This window comes from Oligosphaera ethanolica, assembly GCF_030814695.1.
Lineage (GTDB): Bacteria > Verrucomicrobiota > Lentisphaeria > Oligosphaerales > Oligosphaeraceae > Oligosphaera > Oligosphaera ethanolica.
In genome coordinates this window covers 4072856-4097914 of the sequence record NZ_JAUSVL010000001.1, presented here as the reverse complement: position 1 = coordinate 4097914, position 25059 = coordinate 4072856, and the positions used below count along the sequence as shown (strand labels likewise).

The following is a 25059-nucleotide window of genomic DNA, read 5'->3' as shown; positions in this document are numbered from 1 at the left end:
AGCGGTAAACCCAGCACTATAAGCGCTACGCGAAAGGTCGGGTTGAAGCATTGGTCAGGGGAACGTGCCTAACGGCCCCCGGTTTGGAGACGGCAGCAGAGTCGGAGTAGTCGGGGACACGCAACACCCGATGAAAGACAAAACCGAAAAGCGACGTGGAAACCGAAGGCAGACCACGAGACAAGCTAGCACAGGCGCAATGGGCCACAAAAGGCCCAGTCAGGTTCTTGCTGACGAAACGCAACCGCTAGGAGACGGTCCCAAAACATGCCGGAGGCGACTGCGTGACAACATCGACGTGAAAGGCTAACCATGCCAAAAATCATCAAAGCACACTCATTGACCGGCCGCATAACCCCCGAGTTGATGAGGCAGGCTTTTAAGGCTGTCAAAAGCAATCGTGGAGCAGCAGGGGTGGACAAGGTCAGCGTGGAGATGTTTGAAGCAAACCTCAGCCCCAATCTGGACGCGCTCATGCGCGACCTCAAGGGCCGGACCTTTCAGACCAAGCCGCTGCGCCGCGTCAACATCCCAAAACCGGGAAGCACAAAAACCCGCCCACTGGGCATCCCAATCGTGCGTGACCGGGTGGCACAGGAAGTCCTGCGAAGGCTTCTTGAACCCATCTTCGAACCGCTTTTTCACGACGCATCCCACGGCTTCCGAAAAGGGCGCGGCTGTCACAGTGCCATCGAGCGGATTCTGGAGCTGCACAAACAAGGCTACCAGCACGTGCTGGACGCCGACATCAAAGGCTTCTTTGACAATCTGCCGCACAAGGTGATCATGGCCGCCGTATGCCAGCGCGTAGCCGATGGAAACGTTCTTGGCATTGTGGAGAAGTTCCTCAAAGCCGGAGTCATGGAGGACGGCGTGTTCAAGCCGACAACCATCGGCACGCCACAGGGCGGGGTCATCTCACCGCTGCTGGCGAACATCGTTCTCAATCACATGGACTGGGCACTAGCCGAAGCCGGATACCTGCATGTCAGGTACGCCGATGACTTCGTCGTGCTCGGAAAAACGAAGGCCGAGACGCAAGGAGCCCTTGAGGTCGTCAGGCAATGCCTGATCCAGCTCGGACTAGAGCTGAGCGAGGAGAAGACGAGGCTGACGACATACGGCAAAGGATACGAATTCCTCGGATTCCGTCTGTCCGTACGATCGCGCCTGATGCGCGACAAGTCAAGGAACAAATTTCAAGACAAGGTCAGGGAAATAACCACACGCTCGCGAAACTTTGACGAGACCGTGATCAATGCGCTCAACCAAGTCATACGGGGTACGGCAAACTACTTCGCGCAACCCTTCGCAACCTGCCGGTGGCTCTTCCAAAAACTCGACTCGTGGATTCGCATGCGACTACGGGCCATGAAGAAGAAGAGAAAGAACTACGACGACAACCGCCGGATCAGCGTGAGGTACTTCAGCCAGAAACTTGGGCTCTTGACACTGGAACAGTTCTGCACGTACAAAGATGAGTATGGTGAAACACGACGAGTTGCCCCACGAAACGTGGCAACCTGAGTAGGGGTAGCCCAGTGCCAGACCGGCACGCTGGTAAATATGGGGAAATGACCCCATCGCTACAACGGGGAGGTAGAGGCTCATAACCTCTACCTTACCCACTTCTCTTGGGATGGGGCACCTTACCCAGGGCGACGCGCCCTGCGGGCGCTTGCCCTGGGCTATCTTAGGGCGCACCTTCGGTGCTCAAAACCTCGGCGAATGATCTTGTGCATGGTTACCAATCAACTCATGGCCGGCGATTGCCGCATGCTATGTGAAGAGCATTGCTCCTATGAAATCCGCTGCCTGGTTAGCCACCTATGTGTAATGGCTGGGTGGCGACTGGCCGTGGGTTTCCTGCAAATTGTCCCAGCGAAGCGCCGGGGTGTACACTCCTATGAAACACGCTGCCGCAAAGGTCGGCGGAAATCAAGGTCGGATGGCTGGGCGGCGACTGGCCGTGGGTTTCCTGCAAATTGTCCCAGCGAAGCGCCGGGGTGTACACTGACCGGTTACCTCGTCATTATCAGTTCTGCCTGTACGCGCAGGCAAAAATGCGTTCATGAACTACATTTATGCTTCCATTCCCCCCCCAGCCATGCTTTTTTACCAGAACTGCGCCATGCCCTACCGACAACTCAACCTGAACGATGCCGCTGCTTTTTTGCAGCTTGACCCGCAGACCTTGCGAGCCATGGCTTTGCGCGCCGAGATTCCCAGCAACCACCAGGGCGAACGCTTCCTCTTCGAGCAGGAAGACCTCGATGCCTGGTACTCCGAACGCATTCTTCACGAAGCCGTCGTCAAACCGCTCGACGAAGCCCGCCGCGACAGCCAAGTCGCCAGCGCCTGCCGACCACTCATCCTCACCCCGCTATGCTCGCCCGATGCCATCGACTCCGCCATGAAGGGCAAGACGCAAACCGCAGTCCTCCGCGATCTCACTAGGCTGGCCACCAACACCGGCTTGCTCTACAATCCTGACGATCTCTACGAAGAACTGCGCAAACGCGAACAAATCGGCACCACCGCCATCGACAACGGCGTCGCCCTGCCCCACCCGTTGCAGCGGGACAACTACATGTTCGAGGCATCCTTCGTCTGCGTCGGCCGACTCCACAACCCCATCTTCTTCGGCGCCGCACCCGACAACAGCAAAACCGACCTGTTCTTCCTCATCTGCTGCAAGGAAAACCAGCTGCACCTGCAAGTACTCACCCAAATCTGCATGCTCTGCCTTAACACCAGCATCCTGGCTGATCTGCGCAGCTGTGATAGCCCGACAGAGATTTACGAGGTCATCAGCAACCGCGAAACCGAACTCAACGCCGCCAAGCCACGCAAAGGCAAACGCTGAGATAGTGTATCAATACCCCAGCGCCCAAACGCGCATCGTGTGATCGCGCGCTTGGCCACGGCTCCTTCGCCACTTATATTGCCCGGCAGCAGCAGGCCCTGTACGACAGCCATCCGGAGATACCCCATGCCAACACTCAAGCCGGTCAAATCTGCCCGCGAACTCGTTGATCTGTATTACCACGATCTGCGCAGTCACCTCCTGGAGGCCGCCGCCACCTTTGACCGCATCGAACGCGCTGGCGCCCTGCCAGAAGACGATTGCCGCCTGCAGGAGCTGCGCGCCGCAGCCGCCGTCGTCCTGGACTCCCAGCCCGACCGCGCCCAGCGCTTCCTGACGGCGCTATCCAAACCCGCCACCATGAATATCACCAGCCGCTGATGCTCGCTTTCACCCCAGAATACTTCATGCGCCAGGCACTGCGCCAGGCCGACTTGGCCGCAAAGGCCGGCGAAGTGCCCGTCGGCGCCATCGTTGTCCACCAGGGACAAATCATTGCCCGGGCGCACAATCAAGTCGAGTTGCTCAAGGACGGCACTGCCCACGCGGAAATGATCGCCCTCACCCAGGCGGCATCCAGCATCGGCGACTGGCGACTCAACGACTGCGTCCTCTACGTCACCAAAGAGCCCTGCGCCATGTGCGCCGGCGCCATGGTCAACTGCCGCCTCGGCAAACTCGTCTTCGCCTGCCCCGACCCCCGCATGGGCGCCGCCGGCAGCGCCCTATCAATCACCGCCTTCCCGGGAATGCTGCACCAGGTCGACGTCGAAGCCGGCCTCCTCAAGGACGAAGCCCAGGAGATGCTCCAGGCCTTCTTCCGCCAGCGGCGCCTGGAGCAAAAAGAAAGGCCCCATAATGCGCAAATTGACGAATGATCTGAGCTGGTCGGTCTCCCGCGCCCAGCTCTTCCAAAGCTGCCCGAGAGCATACTACTACGCCTACTACGGCTCCTGGGGCGGCTGGGAGGCCGATGCTTCCGAACGCACCCGCACGCTCTACATCCTTAAAAACGTCAAGCCGCTGGTCATGTGGGCAGGAAGCATTGTCCATGATATCATCAAGGACACCATGGAGGCCGTCGCCCGCGGCGCCGCCATGCCCAACTTAGTGGAACTCCAGAACCAGGCCGTGCTCAAACTGCGCAACGGCTGGACGGAGGCCGTCACCAAAGCCTGGCTGCAGTACCCCAAGAAAACCAATCTCTTCGAGCTCTACTACGGCGACGGCAAATCCCTGCCTCGGGAAACGACCGACAAGATCAAGGAGCGCATTTTCACCTGCCTGGATTCCTTCGTCAGCTCGCCCGTCGTGCGCGACATCCTTGCCACGCCCTATATCAACTGGAAACCCGTTGATACGCTTGACACCTTCATGGTTAACGACCTCAAAGTCTGGTGCGCCATCGATTTCGCCTACACGGACAATGAGGGCCAGCTCCATATCATCGACTGGAAGACCGGCACCGAAAACCGCGCCACCCTCCGCCAGCAGCTGGGCTGCTACGCGCTCTTCGCGATGGAAAAGTGGCTCGTGCCGCTGGAGCGCCTGCAGCTCAAAGGCGTGTTTCTCCTCGACGGTGGGCGCCCCAGCCCCTACCCCGTCGAGCCCGCCCTACTGGTCAGCGTCAAAGACCAGATCCTCAGCAGCGCCCAGGCCATGAAGCAGAAGCTGCGCGACCCAGAAAACAATATCGCCGAAGAAGACGACTTCCCCTGCCAACCCAATGAGTACAACTGCCGGCAGTGCAACTACCGGCAGATCTGTCCGCAAATGGCGGGCAGCAGCAATGACCTGCCAGAAATCAACGGCTGAGGCAACGCAAACCGTAATCGGTCAGTGCACACCCCGGTGGGGAAAACACCGGGGACAATGTGCAGGAAACCCACGGCCAGTCGCCGCCCAACCATTCGACCTTGATTTCCGCCGACCTTTGCGGCAGCGGAGTCATAGCAGGCCCAGAGTAGCAGCGGCATCCAGCCGCTGTGCGCTCGGCTCGTGCGGGCGGCGGAGACGGGCCGGGTACGGTCGGCGTGGATGACAAGGACGGTTTAATGAGCCGTCTTGTCGGAGTGGGCGAGACGCCCACTCCACGGCCGCGAGACGTAATCGGTCAGTGCACACCCCGGCGCTTCGCTGGGACAATTTGCAGGAAACCCACGGCCCGCCGCCGCACATATGGGAGGCTAACGAGGCGGCAAGTTTCATAGGAGTAATCACCCCGGTGGGGAAAACACCGGGGACAATTTGCAGGAAACCCACGGCCCGCCGCCGCCCATATGGGGGGCTAACCAGGCAACGGGTTTCATAGGAGTAACCACCCCGGTGGGGAAAACACCGGGGTGGTTACTTACCTATTACCGCGAACCCGCTTCAAGGCTTGGCAACGGGTACCAACTTGATGCTTTCAATCGTGATCGTGCGGTCGCCGGCCTGGATGGGATCAAAGCGCAGGCGCCTTAGCGTGCCTTGCCATTTGGGGTGCTGTGCCAGGTCAAAACGATAACGGTGCATGCCCTCGTCCGCATGCAGCGGGCAGGACACGTTGGCTTCGCCGTTGATCGGCATGAAGGTAGTCCCCCAGAAAAACGCCGCAAAATCCTTCTCGCCCGGCGCCGGCTTGATGGCCATGGTCACTTCCAAGGCCGTGTAGGCTCGCGCATCCAGCCGCACATCGCCGGAACGAATCGCCGGGTCCCGCCCGACGCTGGTCATCGCCAGCCCCGCCGGCGTCAACCGCAGATCAGCCAGGTACATCAGCGCGCCCCAGCCAAAGAGCTCCTGGCCACCGCGAAAATCCCAGCTGTCCTGACGCATCTGGCCGAGGTTCAACTCGAAGTCGTAGGGGCCCAGCCCCATATCCTGCGGGCTAAGGTCGTCCGACACCCCGGCGTCCGTGCAAAACACCGTGCGGATCGCCCGGAGCATCTCAAAACCGAACTCCGAACAGGGCTCGATGTAGCTGCCCTCAGTCCATTCATTCCACGGCCCAAGTACGAACATCTTCTCGCCACGGCGATCCAGCCAAGTCTTCATGTCCTTGAGGTGCCGAGTGAACTCGGCCACGCTGCGGTCGTAGATCACGAAGGTATTCAGGCCATGCCGCGGCCGCGCGTCCCAGCCCGTGTCCGCCACCGGCAAAAATTTCAGTCCGGCCGCGTCGCAGGCGGCGGCGGTGCGGTCCCAGTTGTCCGCCGCCTGATCGACCACAGCCTTGTAGGCGAAGAAGCGGCTGTTGCGCGACGTCTCCCGCGCATTACCGAACCAGTGGTAGGTCGTGTAGCCGGCGTAGCCCTCCTGCGCCAGCTGGGCTTGCCCGCCCTGGTTCATGGCATAGAACACGATGCCGGGCAGCCCAGCGTCCCGCGCCATGCGGTCCGACAAGGCCAGCAGCTCCGCCGAGGGCGCCGACCCGCCCATATCCTCGCGGATATTCCGCGGGCTCCACATGAAGACCACCGGCTTGCCGTCCAGCGTCAGGTACTCCGGCGTGCGAATATACTTTTCCAGCCAGCGCTCGGTGACCGCGATCCAGTCTTCGCGGCTGTGTGTGCCCTTGCGATTGTGATTGGCCCACATCAGCGCCCATTTGAAATGCTGCTTGTGCCGCGCCTTCACAAAGCCGTCCAGCCAATGCTCGTTGTGATTCCGACCGGCCTCCCAATACCAGTCCACCAAAAAGAAATTAACGCCGTGCTCCGTCGCCCACTTGATCTGCCAGTCGATGCACTCCGGGTTGCCTTCGTCGTAGTAACCCAGCACGGGCTTGGTCCACGGCGCATACAAGGCCATTTCACGCCACTGCCGATTCGTGCCATAACCCGGGTAGTAATAGGAGCCGATCAGATAGTCCGTCTGCGCGGGCTTGGGCTCCGGAACGTAAGAGCCCGGCGGCGGCGCTGCTGGCGCCGCCGTGACCGCCATGGCTTTCGCCGTCCAGCGCTGCCGCAGTTCACCGCCGACCTGGAATTCCACCGTAACCACAGCGTCGCCGGCGGTCTGCGACAGCACGTCAAATTCGTAGGTCTCACTGAAATCCGCCGGCAATACGCAGGCCATGCTCAGCAACGGCTCGCCGTCCTTCTCCAGGCGATGCACCGCCCCGTCATGCACGCGAAAGTGCAGCATCCCCGACGCCGGCGCGTGGCCGATATTGTCCAAGCGCAGCAGCATGCGGTTGCGCTTGCCCACCCGGTTAGGATACTCCGCCGGCCCGAAGTATGGGCACAGCACATCCGCTTCGGCGTGCGGCTTCGCCGCCAGTTCGACTCGTTGCAGGTCGTAGGGCGCCTCATGTTCAGGCACGACTTGAACGCTCAACTGCAGTGCCTCGCCTGACCACTGGGGATGCGTGCCCAATGGAATGCTGTAGGTATGCGCGCGGTCGTCGCCAACCACCAGAAAGGGGATCACCGGCTTGCCACTGTTGGCGGGTGACAACCACGACAGTTCAGCCCAGGCCGGCGCCGCCGAACGCACGGTCACCAGCACCCAGGATGTCGACCGGCCAGTCATGGCCAGATAGGGCGACACTAACCAGCCGGCCGCGCCCACCGTCCAGGCGTCATGGCGATTGCCCTTGAAGTCCCAACGCCGGTCGTTGCTGAAATCACCCTCGGCGACTTCCTCAATAGCCAGCCAATCCAGCTCGAACTCCACACCAGCGCAGTCATTGCCATGCATCAGATCAAGACGAATCTGCTGAATGCGCTTCTCACCCTGCCAGAACGGCCGCAGGCGCACAATCTGCCAGTCGGGAGTATCAGTCAGCACAAATCCCCGCACCCGCTTGGCGTCAAAGCCGTCGTAGGGCCCCTCGGTCGTGTCGGTATAATACAATTGGCCCTGGCCGGCGACGCGACTGACTCTCACCCGACACACAAACTCGTGACGATAATTCGGCGCGAGAGCAAACAACGGCGATATCAACTGCGGATCATGTCCGCTCACACGACCCTTCAGCACGCCGTCCTCGACCCGCAGACCCTCCACATGCCGACCTACCCGCCAGCCGTCCATGCCTTCCGCAAAATCCCAGCGGATGCCTTGCGCCTGCACCGCCGCCAAGGCCAGCACCATCCCCAATACCGCAATCAGTCGTGTCATCGCCGTCTCCTGTCACTTGCTTAATACTCGTTACTCAACCGCGTCAGCAGGCAAAACATACACCGCCCGCATGCCCAGCGCCAACGTCGGCGAGCAGCGAGCGGCTTGTAAGCCCGTATGCCAGAGTCACAATGGACACAATGCCCCGCCCGCCCACACTGTCCACACTGTCCACACTGTCCACACTGTCCTTCTTCGCCGGCCGCGTTTGCTTTTCAGGCAGGCGGCGTTAGCTTGAGCCTGCCTCGCGCCACCTAACCACGCCGCCGCAATCTGCGCGGCGATAGTCATTCCCAACCGTCCCCCATCAACCCTGCCTCACTCCACGCCATGCCGCCCGCCGATATCGTCGATAAATTCGCCCATAACTTCGCTGCTGCCCAGCGCGACCTCGGTGACGTTCTCATCGCCCAGGCGCATTGCCGGCAACTTTGGGGCGGTGCCGACCGCATCTGTTGTGAATGCGAGGACGATCATGGCACCGTCACCTGCTCCCTCCAACTTGCAGGCAACGTCCTCCAGCCTCAATGCGAATGCGCTGACTTTCAGCAGGGCGTTCTCTGCCAACATCTCTGGGCGGCACTCCTCAGCGCACAGGACAACCACGACCTCGCCCTGGCCCTGAAGCGCAATGTCAACAAGGCCATACCCATACCGAACCACAGCCCGAAAGACGACAAAAAACCAGCAGGGGAAAAGCACTACGAGTTTGAAGGCCACCCCCGTCCGCGCCGCAGCGGCAAATCCACCCTTTCTGGTGCCGATGCCAACCAGCCCCGCGTCGTCTACGACGTCCCCGCGGCCACACACGCCGCTGCCGTGCCACCCATGCCCAATTTCGTCCTCAATGACGACACGCCCATCGATATCCTCTACGTCATCCGCCTGGAACAACAGCCGGCTGACGGCCAGGGATTGGTCATTGAAACCTGGTGGCGGCCACACGCCACGCCGGGCGACACGCCGCCACCAGCGCAGCCCTTCGTGCCCGAAGGCGAAACCGCCGTGCCCACAGTCAGCGACCGCGACCTGCTCAGGCTGCTCTGGGCAGCCAAAGCCAGCGCCGGCCACGCCGCACCGGGCAGCCCCAAACAGCCCCCGCAGGCATCTACCGTACCCAACCCACTACTGGACAGCGTCCTGCCCATGCTCGCAGAAACCCGCCGCGCGCGCTGGCTGTCAAGTAAGGAAAAGCCCGCAAAACTGCACGGCATCGTGCCGACGCAAGCCGCTCATGCCCTCCCGGCGCCTTTCGTCCTGGAGGTCCAGCCCGCCGCCAATGGCCTCTTCACATTCACCGGCAAAATCCAGCTCAGCGACACCTGCATCGCCCTGAACGACTGCCAGCTGCTCCTCCCCGCCGGCTTCGCACTCTGCCAAAACGAGTTCGTACCCGTGGACTTCGCCGGCGCCGCACAGCTCGCCATGGAATTGCACCAACGCGGCGCCATCACCCTCAACGCCTACGCCGCCCGCGCCAAAATCCACCAGATCGCCCTGGCTAGCGATCTCGATCTCTCGGCGTTGCCCGAAGCCCTCCGACACCAGCGCGTCAGCATCCGCCCAACCCCGCAGCTCTACGTGCGCACCGCCCGCTTCACCTACCTCGGCCATGAACAACTCCACGCCGAACTAGCCTTCGACTACGACGGCGCCCGCTGTGATGAACAAGACGCCGCCACCCGCCTCCCCGGCCGACTGCCCGGCACGACCGTCATCCGCGACCAACTGGCCGAAGACCAAGCACGAGATCGCCTCAAACAGCTCGGCTTCCGCTGGAATCGCAACGCCGCCAAGGAAGAACTCGGCTGGAAACTTAACCCGACGGCCCTCGATGACTGCGTCCGCGCCCTCGTCATGGAAGACTGGCTCGTCCAGGCCGAAGGCAAGACCTACCGCAAACCAACCCCGAAAACACCCCAGCTCTCGTCCGGCATGGACTGGTTCGATCTCAAGGCCGATACCGACTTCGACGGCATGACCGTCCCACTGCCAACGCTGCTCAAAGCTAAACGCGAAGGCAAACACGCCGTCCGCCTCGACGACGGCACCTACGGCATCCTCCCCCTCGAATGGCTCGAAAATTTCACCGTCCTCACCGAAATCGGTGAAGCCGTCAGCGACAAGCTCCGCTTCCGCCAGGAACAGGCCGCCATCGTCGACGCCCTGCTCCAGGACCGCCAAGCCGAAGCCGACGAGCGCTTCCGGCAACGCGTCGCCACCATTACCGCGCCGCCGCCGCCCGGCGACAATGTCCTGCCGCCGTCCTTCCAGGCCACACTACGGCCCTACCAGCTTGACGGCCTGCGCTGGCTCCTCCACATGCAGCGCAACGGCCTGGGCGCATGCCTGGCCGACGACATGGGCCTCGGCAAAACCGTCCAGGTCCTGGCACTGCTGGAAAGCCGCCGCTGCCGCCCCGACGAGCACCGGCCATCCCTGATCGTCATGCCCAAATCTCTGCTCTTCAACTGGCAGGCCGAAGCCGCGCGCTTCGCACCGCAACTGCGCCTGGTCATCCACGCCGGTTCCACCCGCCAATGCCGTCCCGACGCCTTCGCCGCCGTCGATCTCGTACTCACCACCTACGGCACCCTCCGCAATGACGCCATCAAACTCGCCAAGGTCCACTTCGACTACTGCATCCTCGACGAATCGCAGGCAATCAAAAACCGCGACAGCGCCACCGCCCGCGCCGCCCGCGTCATCAAAGCCAACCACCGGCTGGTCATGACCGGCACGCCCATGGAAAATCACCTCGGCGAGCTCTTCAGCCAACTCGATTTCCTCAACCCCGGCCTCGTCGGCGCCAAACTCCCCGGCGGCCCCACCGTCACCGGCGGCAATCTCGCCCCCGAAGCCCTGCAACGCCTGCGCCAGGGCGTCAGGCCATTCATCCTCCGCCGCACCAAGCAACAGGTCGCCAAAGACCTGCCACCAAAAAGCGAACAGGTCATCTGGTGCGATATGGACGAACAACAACGCCGCGAATACGACGAACTCAAGGAATTCTACCGCCAGGCACTCCTCGCCAAAGACGAAAAGGACAGCTCCAAAACCACCAGCGCCGCCACCGGCAGCATCGACGCCCTCGCCGCTCTCCTTCGTCTCCGCCAGGCTGCCTGCCACCCGGCGCTGCTGGATGACAAACGGCTCGACGAGGGCTCAGCCAAACTCGACCTCGTCGAAGAACGCCTCCTTACCCTCATTGACGCCGGCCATAAAACCCTCGTCTTCTCGCAATTCACCAGCTTCCTCCGCGTCGTGCAACGCCGCCTCGTCAGCAACGACATTGATTTCTGCTACCTCGACGGCCAGACCAAAGACCGCGCCGGACTCGTCAATAGTTTCCAAAATGACCCGGCCAAACAGGTCTTCCTTATCAGTCTCAAGGCCGGCGGCGTCGGCCTCAATCTCACCGCCGCCGACTATGTCTTCCTCCTCGACCCCTGGTGGAATCCCGCCGTCGAAGCCCAGGCCATCGACCGCGCCTACCGCATCGGCCAAACCCTGCCCGTCTTCGCCTACCGCGTCGTCACCCGCGACACCGTCGAGGAAAAAGTCCTCAAACTCCAAGAGCAAAAACGCCGCCTCGCCAACGCCATCCTCGGTAAAGACGCAGCGGACAGCATCGAAAAACGCCTGACCCACGACGATCTGCGCTTCCTGCTGTCATGAACCAGCACCCAACCAACACCAAATTCGCCGGCCAACACGGCACCAAATAGCTCCAGCGCATTGACAATCCACACGACGGAACTATACGTTATTCCCTTAGTCTTAGAAGTAGTTAGCCTTAGATATTCTTCTTCTTATGCTAGTATTGTTGTTTCACTAAAAACGAAAGTAGGTCCATCATGAAAAAATTCCTCGCCCTGGTCGCTCTCTGCTCTCTGTTTGCCCTGCCCGCCTTTGCCGCTGACGACAGCTGGTCGCAGGATTTTGAGGCGGCCAAAAAGGCCGCCAAAGAAGCCAACAAGCCCATTCTTGTTGACTTCACCGGCTCCGACTGGTGCCGCTGGTGCATCAAGCTGGACGAAGAAGTCTTCGCCAAAGACGCCTTTAAAACCTACGCCAAAGACAATCTCATTCTCTTCAAGGCCGACTTCCCGCGCCGCAGCACTCAGGCCGACGCCATCAAAGCCCAAAACCGCAAACTCGCCGAACAGTTCAAAGTAGAAGGTTTTCCTACCATTTTTCTTATTGACCACAATGAAAAGATCCTCGGCCAACTCGGTTACCAGCCCGGCGGACCCGAAAAATACGTTGAAGGTATTAAGGCTGTCCTGAAAAAAAACACTAAATAAGTGTTGCTGAGCTGACTAATAATTCTCAGCCAGACAAAAACCGGGCCCGCATTCGCAACCACGAATGCGGGCCCGGTTGTTTTTTGCACTGCTAGGTGCCGAAGTCCAGCGTCACTTGGTCAGGAAACTCTGGAAGTCGGGATAGGCTTCGTTGTTATGCTCGGCCAGGTCCAGCCCCAGCAGTTCCTCGTCATGCGTCACCCGCAAGCCCATGGTCTTCTTCATGACGAAGAAAATCAGCAGGGCCGCCGGGAAGGCCAGCGCCGCCGCCGCCACCACGCCAAGCAACTGCGGCAGGAAGGCGAATGATGTGTGCGGGATGGTCGGGAAAATTCCTACCGCCAGGGTGCCGAACACGCCGCAGACCAAATGCACCGACAGCGCGCCCACTGGATCGTCCAGCAACAGCTTGTCCCAAAACGACACCGCAAAAACCACGATCACGCCAGCCAGTAAGCCGATGATGATCGCCGACCAGATGGTCACCACATCCGCCCCAGCGGTTACGCCCACCAGGCCAGCCAAACAACCGTTGAGGGTGATGGACAAATCAGCCTTGCCATCCCGGAGCGAGCTGGTCAGCATGGCGCCCACCAGGCCAGCCGACGCGGCTAGCATCGTGGTGATCAGCACGTAGGACAGCTGCGCCGGACCGGCGCTGAGCGCGGAACCGCCGTTGAAGCCGAACCAGCCAAACCACAGCAGGAACACGCCAATCGTCGCCATGGGCATGTTGTGCCCCATGATCAACCGGGCTTCCCCGTCCGGCGTGTACTTGCCATAACGCGACCCCAACAGCATCACGCCAGCAAGCGCGCCCCAGCCGCCCACGCTGTGCACAAAGGTCGAACCCGCAAAGTCATGAAAGCCTAGATCCGCCAGGAAGCCGCCACCCCAGCCCCAGGAGCCAATGATGGGATACACAATCATGGCGTACAAGACGGTGAAGATGAGATAGGCGTTCACCTTGATGCGTTCCGCTACCGCGCCGGATACGATGGTCGCACAGGTCGCGGCGAACATCCCCTGGAAGAACAAATCCGTCCAGTAGGTGTAGGAAGCGCCATACGCCGCTGTCAGGTCCTTAAACTGCGGCGCCGCACCCATCCCGCAAAAGCCAACGACCTTGCCCAACAACCAGTGATCACCCGGATACATCAGCCCGAAGCCCAGCGCGGTAAAGGTCAGAAAACCTATCGCCGGCGTCAACGTGTTCTTGAACAGGATGTTCACGCAGTTCTTGGCCCGGCATAGCCCCGACTCGACCATCGCAAAGCCTAAATGCATCATGAAGACCAGCATGCCGGCAATGGCGATCCATAAGTTGTCAACCTTGAAGCCAACATCGGTTACTTCGTCCGCCGCCGCCGTGATGGCAATGGCCCCAGGTGCCTCCTCAGCCGGTTCCGCCGCCGCAGCAGCCTGGTAAGCCGCAGACGCCGCATTCAGTGCGGCTTTCGCCTGCGTACTGGGCGAAGCGCCCACCGCGTCAATCGCCGCGTTCAACGCCGCGTCGTCGGCGCCACGCGCAACCGCAATCATGAAGAGTAAAGCAAGGGAGCAGTATACAAGCAGTGTCGTATGTGTTCTCATAGTCGTAGGTCTTTTCTCTATGTGGTGTCAGTCTGATGTCTCTCACCCCGATAGGGCGCTTCAGCCAATAGCGTCCGAACCGGTCTCGCCCGTCCGGATCCGAATACACTGTTCCAACGGCAACACGAAAATCTTGCCATCGCCGATCTTCCCCGTCCGGGCACCAGCGATGATGCCTTCAATCGTGGTGTCGACAAAATTATCGTTTACCGCAATGGATATCCGGACTTTCTTCAGCAGCGTCACCTGCGAGATCACGCCGCGATACGACTCGGCATACCCCTTCTGCTGCCCGCAACCAAGCGCGTTGGTCACGGACATCTTGTACACTTCCCTGGCATACAGTTCCTGCTTTACGGCATTCAACCGCTCCGGCTTGATGTAGGCAATGATCAGCTTCATGGTGTCCCCGTCTGTGTTGTTTGTTCACGTCTTCATACCCGCAGCCGCTGGGGCGCCTCCAGCCGCTGCCGACACCCCCTTTAGCAGAGGACATGCCAATAACAACCAGATTACACAACTTGCTTTACCGTCGGTTGTTATATACGCCATTGGCTATAACTCTCGCAGCACCATTTTATACATTTTTGTAATAAACAACACGCGCGTTTTCGCCAATTCTGACCGTTTTTGAGTAAGCCCCTTCGACGCGGTCACCAGCATGGCCGCGCAGTAGCACCACACCGGCAATGGCCGGCGTGGGCCGGCAAATCCCGTAGGGGCGGACCTATGTGTCCGCCCCAGCCATCACCCCGTCCCAGTCCACCATGTCCACCATGTCCACCGTGTCCACCGTGTCCACCGTGTCCACCGTGTCCACCGTGTCCACCGTGTCCACCGTGTCCACCGTGTCCACCGTGTCCACCGTGTCCACCGTTGACCATCCAGACGCATATTCCCAGCACAAAAAAAGCCCCCGGGGCAGATATGCCTCGGGGGCTGCGACTGATTAAGCTCGGTGCGTCTGCACCCCAATCAGCGACGAATGGTGGAATTTACCGTATTGAGGCGATTGGTGGTCGGCGTCAAGCCAAAAGTCCCGCAATTGACCGCAGCAGTCGCCAGCCAGCCGACATGGCCGTCCATGTACGGGAAATTGCCCCCGTTGTTGTGCCGACGGTCAAAACGGCTATCGTCAACCAAGATTTGATACCACCCGGTTGAGCTAAGCATGTCGCCGGTTACAGCGGCATTCCAATTTGGCCGTTGGCAGGCGCAGTTGCGCTGATCAGAAAAATCCCGGGCGAAGGCCATCTCGGAAGGAAAGGCCACATCGCTCTGCGCGATGGCGGTCTGAAACACCGCGCCGTTGAAGAAGTAGCTGTTGAAAATCAACGTCGCAGTCTCGCCGGCAACCCGCACGGTCGTCGGGCATTTCCAGATCTTACTGTCACCGACGTAATCCTTGAGCTTGTAGATCAGGGATCCGGGCGTATCGGACGGATGATTGCCATTCTCGGAATTCTGCTGATAAGGCGCGCGTGCAAATTCATCCATGTACATGCCCATGGCCAAGCCAATCTGCTTCAGCTGGCTCGTGCAGCTGATCTGCCGCGCCTTGTCCCGCGCCTTCGCCAAAGCCGGCAGCAACATGGCCGCTAAAATAGCGATGATGGCAATCACAACCAAAAGCTCAATCAGGGTGAACAGGCGTTTCTTCATGGTCGTTCTCCGTTGCTTGGTTACGCGCTCGGTCACTGGGTTGGGAAACCGCAACCCCTCACATCAACGTCTTGATTGTACATCAAATCGGTGCACATAACAAGAGACCGTCAAAAAAATCTTTGGTCCTGGCGACAGACCTTTGGTCGGCGAACCACCATTTGCTCGCAGGACCATTGTGCGCCTTGCCCCGCTACCCCATCACGCCTTTACAGCCGGCGTATTCGCATCGCCCGCCCGCGACCTTATATTGTGGCCTTGCCCCGTCCAGCCCTACCTGCGGCATCATTCATGACCACGTCTGACAGCCCCCCAAGTACATCGCATGACAAGCACCGACCGCTCCACGATGCCAACGCCGGCACCTTTCCACGCTCATGGCTGGTACGGCTGGGTCCACGCCGACTGGCAGGACCTGCCCGCTTTCCAGGACATCGACGCCTGGCTGCAGGAACACAGCGCCAAGATCATTCTGGATCTGCCCTGCCGAACCATCACCAGACACCAGACCGACCGCGGTGCGCTCTATGCCAAATACATGCGCGCAAAAAATGACGGCGTCATCAAAAATCGCGAGATGCTCAGCCACCTCCGCTGGACTGTGCTGCCCTCGCGTGGCCAGCGCATCTTCCTCACCTGCTCGGCCATGCTCCGCAAGGGCCACTTCTGCCCACTGCCCGTCCTCGGCGCACGCTGCCGGCGCGGCCCCTGGGGCTACCCGCACGAACTCTTCGTCAGCGCCGAACTCGTCCAGCCGACCGTCGAAGAACTGCTGCAAACACTAGCCGGCCCAGCCCGGGAAGACATTCTCACTCGCTGCGGTGCCGAACTCCAGCGCTTCCACGCCGACCATTTCGTCCACGGCGACTTCCTCCCCCGCAACGCCTGCCTCGACACCGCCACCCACAGGCTCTTCTACCTGGACAACGACCGCACGCGGCTCTGGCCATGCCCACCGCCATTTCTCTGCCAGCGCCGCAATCTCGCCCAATTCTGCTACAATCTCCTCCTCCAGGCCGGGTGCTACGACCTGGCCATGCCCAACGCGTTCCTCAATGCCTACCTGCTGGCCACGCCATGGACCGAAAAACGCCGCGAGACGGAATACCAACGCGTCGTCACCCAGATCACCACCCGCTGGCAACGCTTCGGCGAAAAAGAAGCCGCACGACTCAAACGCCCCGCCAAACAGGCATGATAGGCACGGCAACCACGCCTTCGCGTGGGACAAAAATTCCCGCGTGGCAAGCAGCGCGGCACTAGACGCCCGCCCCTCCTTCGTGCCTTATACTCGGCGGCCTGAATTGCCGCGCAGCGGCAAGCCACGCCACCAAAATCTGCGTGAATCTGCGTAATCTGCGGATAGAAAACGCCTTCGCGCCAAAATCTGCGTGAATCTGCGTAATCTGCGGATAGAAAACGCCTTCGCGGCTAAATCTGCGCGAATCTGCGTAATCTGCGGATAGAAAACGCCTTCGCGGCTAAATCTGCGAGAATCTGCGTAATCTGCGGATAGAAAACGCCTTCTTTGCGCCTTTGCGCCTGCGCGTGAGAAAAAAAGCAGACCCCGCGCCCTATTCCGGTATAAGCAGCGGCTTGCCGCTACGCGGGTGTGCCAGCGCGCAGAAGCGCGTATCGAAGAGCTCTGCCAGCGCCGAGCTATCCATGACCGCATTCGGGTCCAGACTATGGCGCAGTTCGCCGTCCTTCATGGCTAGCAGGCGATCCGAGTACTGAATAGCGCTGTTCAAATCATGTGACACCGACAGCACCGTGATGCCCTCCTGGCGATTCAACTCCACCACCAGCTGGTTGACTTCGTGCTGAAAACGCGGGTCCAAGAAGGTCGTCGGTTCGTCCAACAGCAGAATCGGCGTGGCCTGCACCAGCGCCGCCGCGATAAAGACCTTCTGGGCCTCGCCGCCGCTGAGCGTCGGCAAGGTGCGATTGGCCAGCGCGCGAATACCCGTGCGTTGCATCGCCCGGTCCACCGCCTCGCGGTCATTCTGGCCTGGGCCGCCCCAGCTGTCCAGCTGAGCATACCGGCTCATCAACAAGAACTCGCGCACCCGGTAGCCCGGCAGAACGCCGCTGTGCTGCGGCACATAGCCGACCTGTCGGGCGATGGCCCGCCGAGAACAGTGCCGCGCGTCCGCGCCAGCGATCACAATGCGCCCGCGCCACTGGCTGTATATGCCGTTGATGCATTTGAGCAAGGTGGACTTCCCGGCACCATTGGGACCGATCAGGCTGCAGTACTCGCCGCGACGAATCGTCAAGCTCACATCCCGCAGGATGTGAGCACCGCCGAGGCTGAGCTGCAGGTGCTCAAGCTCAAGTATGCTGTCGCTTGCTGTCATCGGTCCCAATCAATGTCCGGATGTAAATGCCGCGCGAGCTTCTCAGCCAACAGGATGAAGCGCGGACCGGGTATGGTCGCGTAGTCGTCAGTGATAATATACAGGCGCTCGTTCTTCACTGCCGCCAACTCCGGCAGGACCTGCCAGTCTGCCCGAACCTGCGCCAGGTCCGCCGCCGACGTCACCGTGATGTCATTCACCAACTCAAAAACCACGTCGGGATTGAGCTCAAGAATGCCCTCAACGGACAAACTCGGGTACTTCGACGCCGTGCCCTGCGGCAACGCCCGCGCGCCCGCCAGACGCAGCAACTCGCTGTAATAGCCGTCGTTCGCTGCGGCCTGCAGGCCACGCAGCGTGCCCACACCGCGTTCGCGCCAGATCACCGTCAGCACCCGCAATGGCGGCCGCTCGGCACAACGCGTGCGGATACGTGTCATGCGCGCGTCAATGTCGGCCAGTATGGCGTCTGAGCGTTCTTCGCACTCGAATTCCCGTCCCAATACTGCGAACGTCGCCATGATTTCGCTAAGGGTATCGCCACGCACTACCAGCGTGGGAATGCCCAGCTGGGCCAACTGCTTGACCACTTTGTCGTGATTGGCAAATAGCACCACGCAGTCCGCCCGCAGGCGCACTACCATCTCCACATTCGGATTCAAGAAGCCGCCCACCTTCGGCAAGGCCTTCGCCTCTGGCGGGTAAACGCAGTACTCCGACACCCCAACCACTCGTTCGCCCAGCCCCAGCGCAAATAGCATCTCCGTCAAGGACGGCGCAAATGACACGATCCGCCGCGCCGACGCAAAACGCCCGCCGGCAACGCTGGCATCAGCCACGCCCGCGCCCACGCCCGCTCTGGCACTGGCACTGGCACTGGCACTGGCGCCAGCCTCTTGGTCACGCATGGCCGCCTTTGGCTTTGGCCCGCAGGACGAAACCAGGGCCACACACAACGCCAATAACGCACATATACTGAAATCTCGCTTGCTCATTACGTTCCAATACTCTTGTATAACGATGTTACAGGGCTTTTTGCTCCCACGACAATTCCACTGGATACATCACCCCCAGTGGTAATGCATCGCCGCAAAGCGGCAGAAGCCCCAACGGGGCGAAACAAGATAGCCCAGGGCAAGCCGCGCTGAAAGCGCGCGCCGCCCTGGGTATAACGCCCTCTATGTTCGTGTACCTCGGCCTCTTTGGTCCCAGTCGGCGAAGCTGACTGGGACCAAAGAGGCAATGGAACTCCACACCGACTGGCTTGCCATCCGGTGATTATTCAGAAGCTGTAGTTTACGCCCACGTAGTAGCAGCGGCCGTAAGTCTTGTAATCGGGAGTGACAGTGTAGTTCTCGTTGAGTAGATTATCCACCCGCACGTAAGCGCTCAAAGCGCTGCTGAAATCGTAGCTCAGCGTCGCGTGCATGAGTACGTAGTCGTCCAACTTCATCGTTTCGCTGGCCCAGCGCGACCCGACATAGACGCCACCGAGATTGACCCCAATGGGCCCGTCCGCCAGCGGTCGCCACGTCGCGTCAGCGCTGAGCTTCTGCTTTGGCGTATAGAGGGCCTTGCCGCCTTTTTCCGTCCGCACCCGCTGGTAGGTGTGCGTCAAGCGCAGGCTGAGTACGTCCAGCGGCCGCCAGGCCACAAAACTCTCGAAGCCGCGAATGCGCCGCGTACCGTCAATCTGCTGATACTGACCAAGCCAAGTATTCGGATCGTAAATATAGTCAATGAAATCATCGACGCGGTTTTCGAAATAGGTCGTGCCGACCGTCACCGCCTTATCCAGCAGGTCCTGCTCAATGCCCAGGTCCCAGGTGCGGCTGGTCTCGGGCTCCAGATCGGGATTGCTCAGCTGCATGCCGGGCAGAGCGCCGTAAAGTTCGTACACGCTGGGAGAACGATAGCCTTTGCCCATGCTCGTTTTGAGCGTCGTGCCTGTTGGCTCAATCAGGTAGCGCACCGCGCCGTCGGCCGTCCATTCGTCACCGAACGCCGAATGCTCCAGAAACTGCGTGTTGAGATTGATGAACAGGTTGTCGACGGGCTCGGTCTGGTAGGACAGATAATACGCGGTCGTCCGATGATGCCGGTCGAGGGTCTTGCCACTACCCGTCACTGGCGCCATCTGGAAGGTGTTCATGTCGAAAGCATAAAATTCGTAATTACGGGCATGCTCCGTGGAATAGTTCACACCGGCGGTCAAGTCATTGCGCTCGTTGATATGCAGGGTGCCCTGCCAGTTCAGCTCGCGGGCGTCGCCCGTGTAGCGGTAGGTGTTGTCCTGCGGCGCACTATAGCTGTAGCGATCCGCCCGCGTCCACGAATAACGCAACTGCGTGTCAAGCTTGCCGTCAAAGAGCTCGCTGCCAGCCAGGCGCGCGTGCCCCATCGTCCGACGTATCCACGTCGCGTCGCCCCGCGCCGGCGTCCATGAGTTGTCGTACTCTTCGTCAATGTCCTGGAATAGGCCGCCGACCTCCGCACGCCAATTTTCATCGAGCTGGATGCCAATGCGGCCATTGTAATTCTGTGCCCGGTAGGGGTCATCATCCGCGTTGACTGTGCCCCGCTTGGCGTCCATGTTGGAAATGCCCCGCTCACGCTCGCGCCCCAGGCCAAACAAATAATCCACCACGCCGTTCTTGCCGTAGAGGCTGGCATTGCTGTTGATGCGACCGTGACTGCCGCCTTCCACGCCAACGCTGCCATGCAGTCCGTCATCTTCCGCGCGCCGCGTGACAATGTTCACCACGCCGCCCATCGCCATGGACCCCTGCAGGCTCGTGGCCCCCTTCACCACCTCAATATGATCAATCTGATTCAGGGCGATATTGCCCAGCATGCCCTGCGCCTGCGTGCCGGCACAGTCAATGTAGGGAACGCCATCAATCAGTATTTTGCTGTGATAGCCTTCCATGCCGCGAATGCGCAGATTCGTCGTCGAGCTGTCCCGGGTGCCGCTGCTCTTGATGTCCAGCCCCGGTACTTCCTGCAAAACGTCCGTCACATAGGGCAGACGGCTCGCACGGATCTGCTCGGCGCCGATCAACTCCACGGACTGCCCCAGACGCGTCACCGGCGTTTCCGTCCGCGTCGCCGTCACCACCACCGGCGCCAGCTCCTGCTCCGCGCCGGCCACCGGCACCGCCGCCGCGTCGGTCGCTTCCTGCGCCAGCCCGGCAAAACCAGCTAGCAGCACCGCCGCACCCAACACCCGCATTGCACGTTTCTTTCCGCTCATCGCCACAACACTCCATCCTTCTGACGGCCAACCGCGCCAGGCGCATCGCCCGGCCCGCAGCCAGCCCCTGCCATCTCTGAGCCGCTGTTTCCGCAGCAACAAAAAAAGGGCGTCTCCTGCGTAAACAAGCAGGAAACACCCTTCGTTGCCGTGAACTCACAGCAGAAAGCAGTGCGGCACATCCCTTACGCGAGAATGTACACTTATGTCACAGGGTATCCTGACTCGCGGGTTCAAACCTACTCGTCTTGCCTTCCCGACGGCACAGCCGTCAGTGGCTTCAGCGACTTTCGTTCCCGCATACAGTTGCGCGACAGCTCCAGATTCACACTGGATTCCCCTGCGCTTCACACGCGAAGCTCAGACCTAGGGGCAGTAATGTCACGCCACTTCACCAAAAAACAACCCGCTGCCAACACTTTTCCACATGCAGCACGTCAATCGGTCAGTGATTGATAACCAAAACTGTGGTGCCTCTACGAGGCACTGCCTGTTGGTAGGCTGCGTCCCCAGGCTAAAGCCTGGGGTTAAGCATGGTTAAGCGCCTACGGCGCAAAAACATGGAAATTGAATGATGGTGGTTTTCGGCCCCGGATCGGACAAAGCACGTCGTCAGATCGGCCAAGTTCGGCCCAAAGGGCCGCACCATGCATAGCCCCGGGTGAGGCGCCCGGGGGGCGCCGCAACCCGGGGTATGATAGCACGTTAGAATTGCGCCTGGAGGGCGCCACATTGGCGAGGCACGTCGCGTCCCAACGCGCCAGACAGAGGCATGTCGTGCATCCAATATCAATGGCTCCTATGAAACACGCTGCCGCAAAGGTCGGCGGAAATCAAGGTCGAATGGCTGGGCGGCGGTTGCCCGTGGGTTTTCTGCAAATTGTCCCCGGTGTTTTCCCCACTGGGGCGGTTACTTGCCGATTACGTCTCGCGGCCGTGGAGTGGGCGTCTCGCCCACTCCGACAAGACGGCTCATTAAACCGTCCTCGTCATCCACGCCGACCGTACCCGACCCGTCTCCCCCGCCGCACGAGCCGTGCGCACAGCGGCTGGAAGCCGCTGCTACTCTGGGCCCGCTATGACTCCGCTGCCGCATCGGTCAGCCTTTGATACCAACAGGTACGCATCCGGTTACCCCAGGCGCGCCCGTCTTCCGGCCGTGGTCCCGCGCGCCCGTCTCCCAGCCGTGGTGCGGGCGTCCCGCCCGCACCGTCACGAGAGGTTAGCTTCTCGCACGACACCCGAACAGCCCCACGCTGACGTTCCCGACCTGTCCCCTCCCGCGTCCATGTTCCGGCCGCGAAGCGGCAGAAGCGCTGAAAGCGCGAAACAGTCCAGCCCAGGGCAAGCGACGCCGCAGGCGGAGCGCCGCGCTGGGGGTATCACGGCGACTGTGTTCGTGTTCCTCGGCCTAATCAGCCCCAAGCGTTGCTTTCACCTCCCCCAACGCTAAAGTAGCCACGGCCCCCGTCGTTTCCTTGCTTACCATCATCACCACCATTACCCAGGAGCTGTCCATGAAGCTGTCCATCATGCTGTTCCCCTTCCACGGCGCCCTGTCGCAGGGCCAGATCGCCCCGGCGGCACTCATCAGTGAGCTAAAAAACGCCGGCGCCACCGGCATCGAGCCCATGTGGTCGTGGATCAGCAAAGACCCCCAGAACTGGCAGCTTCTGCACCAGGCCGCCAAAGACGCCGGCATGGCCTGCGCCTGCTACGACGTCGGTGTCAATCTCGTCGGCGAAAGCCCAGCCGACCGCGATCAAGCCGTGGCGACCTGCCTGGAACAAGTCGCCTTCGCCCGCGATGTCCTCAACTGCTCCCGCATGATGATCCACGGCTCCAGGCCGGCAAAAGATATGAGCAACGAAGAAGGCCGGCAGCTCTATGGCAAAACCCTCGCCCGCATCGCCAGCGGCGCCCGTGGCTCAGGCGTGACCATCTGCATCGAAGACTTCGGCGTCTACCCGCTCTTCACCGCCAGTGCCCGCCACTGCCGCGAAGTCCTCGACATCGCCGGACCAGACGTCGGCTTCACCTTCGACAACGGCAATTTCCTCCTCGGCGGCGACGTCCCCACCGCGATCTATCAGAGCATGCAGGCACGCATCTGCCACGTGCACATCAAGGACATGGCGGCCGTGCCGGCCAACGAAAAAGCATCCTTCGCCGCGCCCGATGGCACCGGCTACCGCGGCTGCTACCTCGGCATGGGCGACGCAAAAGTCGACGAATGTCTCGCGCTACTCAAACAGGACGGCTACGATGGCTGGCTCTCCGCCGAAATCAATTCGGCGAAGCTTGATGAAGCTCGCCACGCCCTGCACTATATCGCCAAGACCTGGCAGCAGTAAGCACCTTTTGCCCGCAACAATTTCCCAATAAGGGCAACGTTCTCCCGCCGGCGACTATCTCTCCCTGCGCCTTTTTTTGTATAGTAGTCACCAGGCGCGGCAACATGCCGTCTTGTTCACCAGCTTTTTCATTGTACCATGTGTCATCTTTCAGGAGGCCCCACCATGCAGGATCTCGCCATTTACGGCGGCAAACCCGCCATCAACGCCAGTGAAATCAAGAATTGGCCGCCCATTGACAAAACCGACGAAGAGCTCGTCCTGGCCGCCCTACACGAAAAATCCCAGGCGCGCAGCACCTACACCGCCCTGCTCGAAAAAGAGTTCAAGGCCTTCTCTGAGACCGCCTACGCCTACTTCTGCAACTGCGGCGGCGCAGCCCTACACATGTGCATCGCCGGCTGCGGCATCGGCGCGGGTGACCAAGTCATCGTCACCTCCTACACCTGGCCATCCAGCGCCAGCTGCATCCTCCACAACATGGCCGTGCCCGTCTTCGTCGATATCGACCCCGAAACTTTCCTCATGGACCCGGCCAAGATCGAAGCAGCCATCACGCCGCGCACCAAGGCCATCCTCGTCGTCCACCTCCATGGTCTTTGCTGCGATATGGACCCCATCTGGGCCATCGCCAAAAAGCACCAGCTCAAGATCATCGAAGACGCCTGCCAGGCCCACAACGCCCTCTACAAAGGCAAAAAAGCCGGCACCCTCGGCGACTGCGCCGCATTCTCCTTCAACCAAAATAAATGCATGACCTCCGGCGAGGCCGGCATCTTCGTCACCAACGACCGCGAAATCTTCGACCGCGGCATGACCCTCACCGGCTTCAGCGACATGCAGCCGACCAAGGCCGCACCCGAATTCCCCGCCTACGCCTTTGCCCATAAATTCGCCAACAACGAAATCACCGCTGCCTACGCCCTCGCCCAACTGCGCAAATTCCCCGGCTACTACCAGCAGCTTATCGACAATGCCCACGCCCTCCACGAAGAGCTGCTCAAAGCCAAGCTCAAGGGCCTCAAACTGCCCTACGAGCCTGCCAACTGCACCCACAACTGGTACAACTACAATCTCCGCATCGACTTCGACGCCATCGGCATGGGCGCCAAAACCAACGCCGAAAAGAGCCAGTTCCGCAACGCCGTCTGCAAGGCCCTCCAGGCCGAAGGCGTCATCTGCGGCGTCTGGCAACGCTGCATCCTGCCCGAAATGACCATCTTCAGAGCCAAAAATGCCTACGGCCACGGCTATCCATGGGCTGTCCCCGGCGCCGACGACGGCGTCGACTACGCCCCCGCCAATTTCCCCAACGCCGTCAAATACTGCTACTCGCACATCGCCATCGTCCAGATCCTCCGCGCACCCAACGACACCACCATGGCACGAAAGGTCGCCGAGGCCATCAAGAAGGTCTTCACCCAACTCGAGAAAATCGACCCCGCTAAAATCTCCTGAAGACAACCAGCAGACCAATCAGACCAATCAGACCAATCAGACCGATCAAATCGACGATCCGTCCGATCCGTCCGATCCGTCCGATCCGTCCGCGATAACA

General features: G+C 60.6%; 19 protein-coding genes and 1 riboswitch. Of the genes, 10 read left to right on the top strand and 9 right to left on the bottom strand.

Going from position 1 to position 25059, the window contains the following annotated elements; genetic code table 11:
- Window positions 1–312: 312 nt before the first annotated feature.
- Complete coding sequence (gene ltrA, locus J3R75_RS14275; RefSeq protein ID WP_307262773.1) at window positions 313–1527, top strand: group II intron reverse transcriptase/maturase; 1215 nt, start codon at window positions 313–315, stop codon at window positions 1525–1527.
- 292 nt (window positions 1528–1819) lie between these two features.
- On the opposite strand, the gene J3R75_RS14270 is transcribed toward ltrA, so the two are convergent.
- Window positions 1820–2014, bottom strand: a complete 195-nt coding sequence (locus J3R75_RS14270) for a hypothetical protein (protein WP_307262771.1) — start codon at window positions 2012–2014, stop codon at window positions 1820–1822.
- A 57-nt stretch (window positions 2015–2071) separates the two neighbouring features.
- Here J3R75_RS14270 and J3R75_RS14265 point away from each other — a divergent pair, with 57 nt between their 5' ends.
- The 4 genes from J3R75_RS14265 to J3R75_RS14250 all read left to right on the top strand — a co-directional run bounded on the left by J3R75_RS14265 (window position 2072) and on the right by J3R75_RS14250 (window position 4681).
- The gene (locus J3R75_RS14265) at window positions 2072–2866 is read left to right on the top strand and encodes a PTS sugar transporter subunit IIA (protein ID WP_307262768.1); all 795 of its coding nucleotides are present in this window, start codon (window positions 2072–2074) and stop codon (window positions 2864–2866) included.
- Window positions 2867–2992: 126 nt separating this feature from the next.
- Window positions 2993–3247: a hypothetical protein gene (locus J3R75_RS14260; RefSeq protein WP_307262765.1), complete on the top strand. Its 255-nt coding sequence runs from the start codon at window positions 2993–2995 to the stop codon at window positions 3245–3247.
- Window positions 3247–3744, top strand: a complete 498-nt coding sequence (gene tadA / locus J3R75_RS14255) for a tRNA adenosine(34) deaminase TadA (protein WP_307262763.1) — start codon at window positions 3247–3249, stop codon at window positions 3742–3744. The genes J3R75_RS14260 and tadA overlap by 1 nt, the downstream gene beginning before the upstream one ends.
- Entirely contained in the window at window positions 3725–4681 is a 957-nt protein-coding gene (locus J3R75_RS14250) for a RecB family exonuclease (protein ID WP_307262759.1), read from the top strand. The genes tadA and J3R75_RS14250 overlap by 20 nt, the downstream gene beginning before the upstream one ends.
- Window positions 4682–5239: 558 nt before the next feature.
- On the opposite strand, the gene J3R75_RS14245 is transcribed toward J3R75_RS14250, so the two are convergent.
- Window positions 5240–7972 carry a glycoside hydrolase family 99-like domain-containing protein gene (locus J3R75_RS14245; RefSeq protein ID WP_307262757.1) on the bottom strand — a complete coding sequence of 911 codons (2733 nt, stop codon included), beginning with the start codon at window positions 7970–7972 and terminating at the stop codon, window positions 5240–5242.
- Window positions 7973–8302: 330 nt separating this feature from the next.
- Here J3R75_RS14245 and J3R75_RS14240 point away from each other — a divergent pair, with 330 nt between their 5' ends.
- A complete protein-coding gene (locus J3R75_RS14240) occupies window positions 8303–11650 on the top strand; it encodes a DEAD/DEAH box helicase (protein WP_307262755.1) in 3348 nt (1115 codons plus the stop codon).
- A 179-nt stretch (window positions 11651–11829) separates the two neighbouring features.
- Entirely contained in the window at window positions 11830–12279 is a 450-nt protein-coding gene (locus tag J3R75_RS14235; protein ID WP_307262753.1) for a thioredoxin family protein, read from the top strand.
- A gap of 111 nt (window positions 12280–12390) precedes the next feature.
- Here the strand turns inward: J3R75_RS14235 and J3R75_RS14230 are convergent, their stop codons facing one another.
- The 4 genes from J3R75_RS14230 to J3R75_RS14215 form a co-directional block, all read right to left on the bottom strand.
- A complete protein-coding gene (locus J3R75_RS14230; protein WP_307262751.1) occupies window positions 12391–13872 on the bottom strand; it encodes an ammonium transporter in 1482 nt (493 codons plus the stop codon).
- A gap of 60 nt (window positions 13873–13932) precedes the next feature.
- Entirely contained in the window at window positions 13933–14274 is a 342-nt protein-coding gene (locus J3R75_RS14225) for a P-II family nitrogen regulator (RefSeq protein WP_307262748.1), read from the bottom strand.
- Window positions 14275–14599: 325 nt separating this feature from the next.
- Window positions 14600–14746, bottom strand: coding sequence for a hypothetical protein (locus J3R75_RS14220; RefSeq protein ID WP_307262747.1), 147 nt, complete (start codon window positions 14744–14746; stop codon window positions 14600–14602).
- Between the two features lie 101 nt (window positions 14747–14847).
- Window positions 14848–15534: a DUF1559 family PulG-like putative transporter gene (locus J3R75_RS14215; RefSeq protein ID WP_307262745.1), complete on the bottom strand. Its 687-nt coding sequence runs from the start codon at window positions 15532–15534 to the stop codon at window positions 14848–14850.
- Between the two features lie 325 nt (window positions 15535–15859).
- On the opposite strand from J3R75_RS14215, the gene J3R75_RS14210 reads away from it, so the two are divergent.
- A complete protein-coding gene (locus J3R75_RS14210; protein WP_307262743.1) occupies window positions 15860–16732 on the top strand; it encodes a BUD32 family EKC/KEOPS complex subunit in 873 nt (290 codons plus the stop codon).
- Window positions 16733–17108: 376 nt separating this feature from the next.
- On the opposite strand, the gene J3R75_RS14205 is transcribed toward J3R75_RS14210, so the two are convergent.
- The 3 genes from J3R75_RS14205 to J3R75_RS14195 form a co-directional block, all read right to left on the bottom strand.
- Window positions 17109–17894, bottom strand: coding sequence for an ABC transporter ATP-binding protein (locus J3R75_RS14205; RefSeq protein ID WP_307262741.1), 786 nt, complete (start codon window positions 17892–17894; stop codon window positions 17109–17111).
- Complete coding sequence (locus J3R75_RS14200) at window positions 17891–18802, bottom strand: ABC transporter substrate-binding protein (RefSeq protein WP_307262739.1); 912 nt, start codon at window positions 18800–18802, stop codon at window positions 17891–17893. The genes J3R75_RS14205 and J3R75_RS14200 overlap by 4 nt, the downstream gene beginning before the upstream one ends.
- A gap of 374 nt (window positions 18803–19176) precedes the next feature.
- Window positions 19177–21147 (bottom strand): TonB-dependent receptor plug domain-containing protein, encoded by a 1971-nt coding sequence (locus J3R75_RS14195; RefSeq protein WP_307262737.1) that lies wholly within the window; start codon window positions 21145–21147, stop codon window positions 19177–19179.
- Between the two features lie 193 nt (window positions 21148–21340).
- Window positions 21341–21528, bottom strand: a riboswitch (cobalamin riboswitch).
- A 1097-nt stretch (window positions 21529–22625) separates the two neighbouring features.
- On the opposite strand from J3R75_RS14195, the gene J3R75_RS14190 reads away from it, so the two are divergent.
- The gene (locus tag J3R75_RS14190) at window positions 22626–23501 is read left to right on the top strand and encodes a sugar phosphate isomerase/epimerase family protein (RefSeq protein WP_307262735.1); all 876 of its coding nucleotides are present in this window, start codon (window positions 22626–22628) and stop codon (window positions 23499–23501) included.
- A 165-nt stretch (window positions 23502–23666) separates the two neighbouring features.
- Window positions 23667–24959, top strand: coding sequence for a DegT/DnrJ/EryC1/StrS family aminotransferase (locus J3R75_RS14185; RefSeq protein ID WP_307262733.1), 1293 nt, complete (start codon window positions 23667–23669; stop codon window positions 24957–24959).
- The last annotated feature ends 100 nt before the right edge of the window (window positions 24960–25059 follow it).